This is a genomic window from Nitrosomonas communis, assembly GCF_024102715.1.
In the GTDB taxonomy this organism is placed as follows: Bacteria; Pseudomonadota; Gammaproteobacteria; order Burkholderiales; family Nitrosomonadaceae; genus Nitrosomonas; species Nitrosomonas communis_B.
In genome coordinates, this window is the sequence record NZ_JAGFJM010000034.1 from 22,789 (window position 1) to 29,007 (window position 6,219).

At 41.9% G+C, this 6,219-nt stretch carries 5 protein-coding genes and 1 pseudogene; 2 read left to right on the forward strand and 4 right to left on the reverse strand.

Annotated features, from left to right (window positions below; genetic code table 11):
- Positions 1–15 precede the first annotated feature (15 nt).
- On the forward strand, positions 16–1,407 hold the full coding sequence (fumC, locus tag J5I83_RS03435) for a class II fumarate hydratase (RefSeq protein WP_304053300.1): 1,392 nt from the start codon (positions 16–18) through the stop codon (positions 1,405–1,407).
- A gap of 93 nt (positions 1,408–1,500) precedes the next feature.
- Positions 1,501–1,851 carry a DMT family protein gene (locus J5I83_RS03440; RefSeq protein ID WP_304053301.1) on the forward strand — a complete coding sequence of 117 codons (351 nt, stop codon included), beginning with the start codon at positions 1,501–1,503 and terminating at the stop codon, positions 1,849–1,851.
- Positions 1,852–2,051: 200 nt separating this feature from the next.
- Here J5I83_RS03440 and J5I83_RS03445 read toward each other — a convergent pair whose 3' ends face one another.
- The 4 genes and pseudogenes from J5I83_RS03445 to J5I83_RS03460 form a co-directional block, all read right to left on the reverse strand.
- Complete coding sequence (locus tag J5I83_RS03445) at positions 2,052–2,327, reverse strand: hypothetical protein (protein ID WP_304053302.1); 276 nt, start codon at positions 2,325–2,327, stop codon at positions 2,052–2,054.
- Complete coding sequence (locus J5I83_RS03450) at positions 2,324–2,764, reverse strand: VC1465 family Xer recombination activation factor (protein WP_304053304.1); 441 nt, start codon at positions 2,762–2,764, stop codon at positions 2,324–2,326. Before J5I83_RS03450 ends, J5I83_RS03445 begins: the two co-directional genes overlap by 4 nt.
- A gap of 523 nt (positions 2,765–3,287) precedes the next feature.
- Positions 3,288–5,696 (reverse strand): S8 family peptidase, encoded by a 2,409-nt coding sequence (locus tag J5I83_RS03455; protein ID WP_304053306.1) that lies wholly within the window; start codon positions 5,694–5,696, stop codon positions 3,288–3,290.
- 357 nt (positions 5,697–6,053) lie between these two features.
- A pseudogene (locus tag J5I83_RS03460) lies at positions 6,054–6,219 on the reverse strand (IS3 family transposase); the annotation flags it as partial.

Sequence of the window (6,219 nt, forward strand, 5' to 3'; positions counted from 1 at the left end):
GGGTAGATAGCTGTAATGAGTGATTTTAGAGAAGAACGTGATGCGATGGGTACCATCCAAGTTCCTGCTCATGTGCTATGGGGTGCACAGACGCAGCGTTCTTTGCAAAACTTCAAGATTTCCAGCGAGAAAATGCCTGTTGCGCTGATTCATGCGTTAGCGCTGGTAAAACGTGCAGCGGCCCGCATAAATTGTGAATTGGGCATACTTGACGAAACACTTGCAAATGCCATTATTGCAGCTGCAGATGAAGTGATGGCTGGTCAGCATGCAACGGAATTTCCTTTAGTCGTGTGGCAAACAGGTTCCGGCACGCAAACCAATATGAATATGAACGAGGTGTTGGCAAATCGCGCTTCTGAATTGCTGGGAGGAGGGCGCGGCAACAAACGAAAAGTTCATCCCAATGATGATGTCAATAAAGCCCAATCTTCCAATGATGTGTTCCCAACAGCAATGCATGTAGCAGCAGTGCAAGCAATTTATGATCAACTAATGCCTGCAATTCAGGTATTACGTCAAACCTTATTTAATAAATCTGAAGAGTTCACTGATATTGTCAAGATAGGTAGAACTCATTTGCAAGATGCAACGCCATTGACACTAGGCCAAGAGTTTTCTGGTTATGTTTCTCAGTTAGATCATGGTCTTGCACACATAGAGGCATCCTTTCCCCATATGTACGAGTTGGCTTTAGGAGGTACGGCTGTGGGAACAGGCTTGAATACGCATCCTGAGTTTGCAGAACGCGTAGCAGCTGAAATCGCAAGGCTGACTAAATTGCCGTTTGTAACTGCTCCCAACAAATTCGAGGCGCTCGCTGCTAATGATGCACTTGTGCATGCGCATGGTGCATTAAAAACACTGGCAGCATCTTTAATGAAAATAGCCAATGATATTCGCTGGCTTGCTTCCGGCCCTCGTTGTGGGATTGGTGAAATCAGAATTCCGGAAAATGAGCCAGGTAGCTCGATTATGCCTGGTAAAGTTAATCCCACTCAATCAGAAGCCATGACTATGTTGTGCTGCCAAGTGATGGGCAATGACGTAGCGATTAATATGGGCGGGGCAATGGGTAATTTTGAACTTAATGTGATGAAGCCATTGATTATTCATAATTTCTTACAAAGTGTACGATTGCTCGCAGATGGCATAATGAGCTTCCATGATCATTGTGCAATTGGCATCACAGCTAATGTCGGGCGAATTAATATGCTGATGCGGCATTCCTTAATGCTCGTGACAGCGTTAAATCCTCACATTGGCTACGATAAAGCTGCAGAAATTGCAAAAAAAGCATACAGTGAAGGAACATCGTTAAAAGAAGCTGCACTCTCTTTATGTTATGTTACTGCAGAAGAATTTGATGTGTGGGTTAATCCTGAAAAGATGGTTGGAAAAAATTAAGTAATATGCCTGCCTTAATCGCATAAACCTATCTATTTCCGCTTATTTCTTGAGAAATCAAGAAAATCTGCAGCAATACCTAATCTTAATATCGTGAATCCGATATTGATCAGTATATCTTTGCTTATTGTGAGTAATGTTTTTATGACTTTTGCTTGGTATGCACATCTCAAGGAATTAAATTCTGCATCTTGGTTCATTGCAGCTGTAATAAGCTGGTTAGTAGCTTTTCTTGAATATATGTTTCAGGTTCCTGCAAATAGAATCGGCTATACAGTGCTAAGCGTTGGACAACTTAAGATCATTCAGGAAATTGTTACATTAAGTATTTTTGTACCTTTTGCCGCTTTTTATCTAAAAGAGCCATTAAAACTGGATTATCTGTGGGCAGGTTTATGCATGATAGGCGCAGTCTATTTTATGTTTAGAGATAAAATTTCTTAAAGAAAAACAAAAATCTATATAAAATTTAGTGTGTCAACTTTCTAGATTGACTCTAAAAAGCGCGAAATTGTTTGTTTCGTTAATGGATACAAAAAATAAATTTTGCCGCTTCGATTGTCAAGTTTCGTTGTAGCAATATTGGAAACAAATAGCGGTAGCATGACTACGCTGTTACAAATTCCTTTGAAATTCTGCGAATTTCAAAGGAATTCTCCACAGCTTGCAGCAGTCACAGGCGCTACACTGTAACCACGAGCAGCAATTTCCATGCCATACAGAACAGATGGCCGCAGCAAGCAAAGGCGGCCAATTTGACACCGCAAGTTCTGCAAGGGGAAGGGGGGTTGAAAGCGGTAATCATGGTTACACTGTACCCAGTACCCGCGACGGGAAGCAGGTTCCCCCTTCCTACGTTCGCCTATCGGCGAGCCTCGAAGGAATCCCCCAACATTCCCTGCTAGCCATTGCTGGTTCATGCTCTTGACCTCACAAGATGAAGGTTCGTTGGTGCCGAAGCCTCGCGTTCGCATGCGCGCCGCGCACGCTCTGCGCTCTGCTTCGCGGCATACTCCTTATGCCATTGTCGGGCCATCGCAAACGTAAGCGATAGATAGCGTAAATCGCCCGCAGCTACGTTTTTACCATCAGGGGTAATCTTAAGGGTATCACCGAACAAAGAAAAACCCTTCCAAGCGTCCCCTGGGAGATCATAGCCGGTATGAATCCGCAGCAGACGAAAAGCAGCATAGGGAATTTTCACCTTGCCAGCTTCCCACAGTTGCACCGTGCGCAACGTCACGAACAGCAGCTTGGCGGCCTCCTTGCGACTCATGCCAACAATCAAGCGCGTTTCCCTGAAACGCTCATAGCTTACTGGCTTATAGGGTTTGCGCTTGTACCTACGCTTAGCCATCAGCAATCCTCCTTTTTGACGGACAGAAAAGCCGTTTTTGCGTGTAGAAATCGGTTTTTGCCTTGTGGCCTCGACTGTTTGCGGCAAAATTTGCAATGGCTTCCAAAACCATGAAAGCCTTGCTGCGTTTGGCTTTGCGGCCTGTCTGATTCTAAAAAGCGGCTTCGACTTTTCGCATGATTTACCAAGGGCATTTTGAGGAGGCTTGATTCGGGGTTTCCTGGGAAACAATCAACGGGGTTTTTGCACTTTTCCTCAGATTGGGGTAAATGAGTAATTGCGTATAATGTGTATTATGTAAAATCAGAAGAAAAAGAAGATGGGAAAATATCAAGACTTATTGACGGCGGACAGTTAATTTGAAACATCGAGACAAATGATTTGAAACTATTTTCAATTTATTATTACCGTTAAATTAGTACCAAATAACGCGCAAACTATAAATCAATATTTGTAATTATGTAGCAAATAAAAAGTAAATCTTGCGGAAAAGATTAGAATCGGTGCATTGAGAAATCATTACCTACAACCGAACTTTCAGAGCTGTCTTGATATCACGAATGACAGTACCTTGCGTCTGCAAGGTACGCCTCATTTGGTTAAATACTGGTTTTTCTTTATCAATATCGGCAATTGTTAGAACTACAGAAAATGGAACACCTTCGTGTGGAAATTCTTGCGCAGCTCTAGTTAAAGAATCAACAACAAGCCTCCAGTTTGACGAATTACCTTTTCCAATTGGAAAGGTTCCACCGTACTGCTTTATTGGCCACCATTTAGCGCCATTCTCTATCAGTTCTTTTTCAATTGCTTTATCAATAGTAGTTTCATTTTCCAATCTACCTTTAAAACTAATCTCTCCTGTTTTTTTGTCATTATGTTGCTGACGCAAATAGGCATCAAGGTTAACACGGACATATTCAGCGCCGAAAGCCTCGTTAATTGGTGGTGTATAGACTAAAGTAAGTTTTACGTCCCCTTTGCATGCCCCTTCTTCATTGACCAAGCTGACCGGCCAAGTAAACTCAAAATTTAACTCTTTCTGACGCATGAGTGTGCCGTTAAATACAAGCGTAATTTCATGATTATCACATACCAATATGTCGTTTGAGTTTGCAGGAATGCCATGACCAACAAATTGCCGCACAATGCCTTTTAATGGCTTGCTGGCAAGAATCTTAGGAATAGTACAGTAGTGTACTAGTAGCGCTCTGAGTGATTCTCGTGGAATATGTCCTTGAATCTTATGGTTGATATTCGCTAGTATCTTAGCTACTAAGGGAGCTGCGTAGCTGGTGCCGAGACCAGACACCAATTTCCCATCTGGTGAAAAGGAATATAAACCGCTATCCCTATTGTACTTTCCACCTACATGCGCTACATCAGGCTTTTGCCCCAGTGCACAACCTGGGCCGCGTCGTGAATACTGCGCGGATGCCAGTATTCCGCTTTCTTCTGGAGGGTTTAGAGCTCCAACAGTAATTGAATGTACGCTTTCTGATGGTTGGAGTATTCGATCTTTCCCTGCATATTTATATTCAGCAAGCATTGCTAGAACATCTAATGGATCAGAAGGCCATGGTTTATGAATCTGTACACCAGAAAGATTGCCCGCTGAGATAACAAACACTACATCGTGTTTAACCGAAAGCTCATCAATAAATGCCGCAAAATAACTATACACGCCATCATTTACGATGCTTTCTATAGCAAGACTCATATTAAAAATCCTGGTGCCTTTTTTCTTTGCATCTATAATTTCAAAATCTAATTGCTCCAAAAAATCAATAAACCCTTTCGGATAGTATTCGGAATACAAATTTGTAGGATACAAACCGAGATCAAAAACTTGACAAGGATCTTCTTGAAAGACATGGTGTTTATTTAATCCTGATGCAGCAACAACAAGACCAGCAATAAAAGTACCATGTGAAACATCTTGTTCGTCGTGATTGAGAAAATCGGAACGACCAATTATCCATGGATCTAGTGGATCAATTCCTTTAATTCCTGTATCAATTATGCCAACAGTCGCATAATTACCTTCCTTGAGAAATTCTGGCCCTTTTACATCATGTCCGATACTGCTATATATTGGTTCAGTATTGCTTTTATCTAAAATTGGAGGTAATGCAATACGTTTTACTATCGATTGCGAATCAAGATAATCAATAAGTAACTTATGCTCGCCAATGTTTCCTTGTCGCTGAAATCGCACCACCAACAAGTCAACTGCGTTCCACTTTTCTCGTGTATGAATCAATTCAATCGGTAAGCCTAGCGACATAAGCCCTTTTTCAAACTTACGAGTGTGTGATCGTAATATGCGTGATCGCTCATTTTCTACTGCAGGGAGGCTCTTTTCAGTGACGAACAACTCTACTAGATAGCATCCACCCGTCCTGGGATCATTCAACCATTTAACTGATTGTTCTATTGTGAATTTTCTCTTATCAGGTATTTCATGAGGGAGAATATCCGAAATTGCTCCTACCTCGCTTTTATATGCAGTCGGATTTGGTTTTTTTCGACCATTCTTGTCGACTTTCCACTCTGTCTGCTCCTCCGCTTTCTGGATCGATTCTTCAATTTTGCTTATCGTATCAAGTCGAATCTCGAAGAACATTTCTCCCATTCCATTTCCTCCTACGCACGGTGTTTTCTGAGGATTAAAGATTTTTCCGATTGGTCTATGGCTTTTCGCCCATGCTTCAGATTGTAAAACGACTTTTACGTAATCAACAGGACTGTTACGCGTAGTGTGAAGGGCCTTTTTTACTACATTGAGCTGTGAGAGTAGCTTCTGCTTGTGAGCGGCAAACTCAACATCTCTGTCAACGAAAAAATCTTTATAGTTTTTGCCTGGAGGATTATCGACAAAACTAATATAGTTTTCAGTGTTTAGTACGATTTGAATAAGATTGTTTGCCATGCTCTCTCCAAATTATGTTGATTGTCGCAATAAGCGGCTAACTGTGGACTCCCCCATGTTAAAAAGTTTGGCAATTTCTTTTTGACTAAACAGACTGCCCGTGCTTTTTAACGCCTTCATCAATTCATCTCTTGAACCCATGAGAAGCTTCCTCGCAAAGAATGTCTCCGTATCGGCGCTCAACAAGAAGTAGTTCTCCAGAGCTCTCAATAAACTAAAACTAGAATCCTTTTCCATTACAGCTGTGCGCTTTAGTGAATTACACAACGTTTCAATATCTGCTCCACTAAAGCCATCGCTAGCCCAAGCCAGAAGCTTCAATTCGGATTCTGAAATGTCAAGCGGAAGACTATAGGTTTTCACGATGGTTGCCAGCATGGTGGCTCCTTTCATCGGACTGCCATTATCTGAATGTAATAGGACCTCCTGGTGGATAGGTAATACTTCTGTCAAGCGAGTTTTTCGCAAAACATCAGCAGCTTGTTCCGATGATTCATTCTCATAGACTTCCCAGCCTACAATT

Bases quoted from the DNA above. Each gene is read 5' to 3' on its own strand.
- fumC (WP_304053300.1), top strand. From the start codon at position 16: ATGAGTGATTTTAGAGAAGAACGTGATGCGATGGGTACCATCCAAGTT.
- J5I83_RS03445 (WP_304053302.1), bottom strand. From the start codon at position 2,327: ATGAACCAGCAATGGCTAGCAGGGAATGTTGGGGGATTCCTTCGAGGC.
- J5I83_RS03450 (WP_304053304.1), bottom strand. From the start codon at position 2,764: ATGGCTAAGCGTAGGTACAAGCGCAAACCCTATAAGCCAGTAAGCTAT.
- J5I83_RS03455 (WP_304053306.1), bottom strand. From the start codon at position 5,696: ATGGCAAACAATCTTATTCAAATCGTACTAAACACTGAAAACTATATT.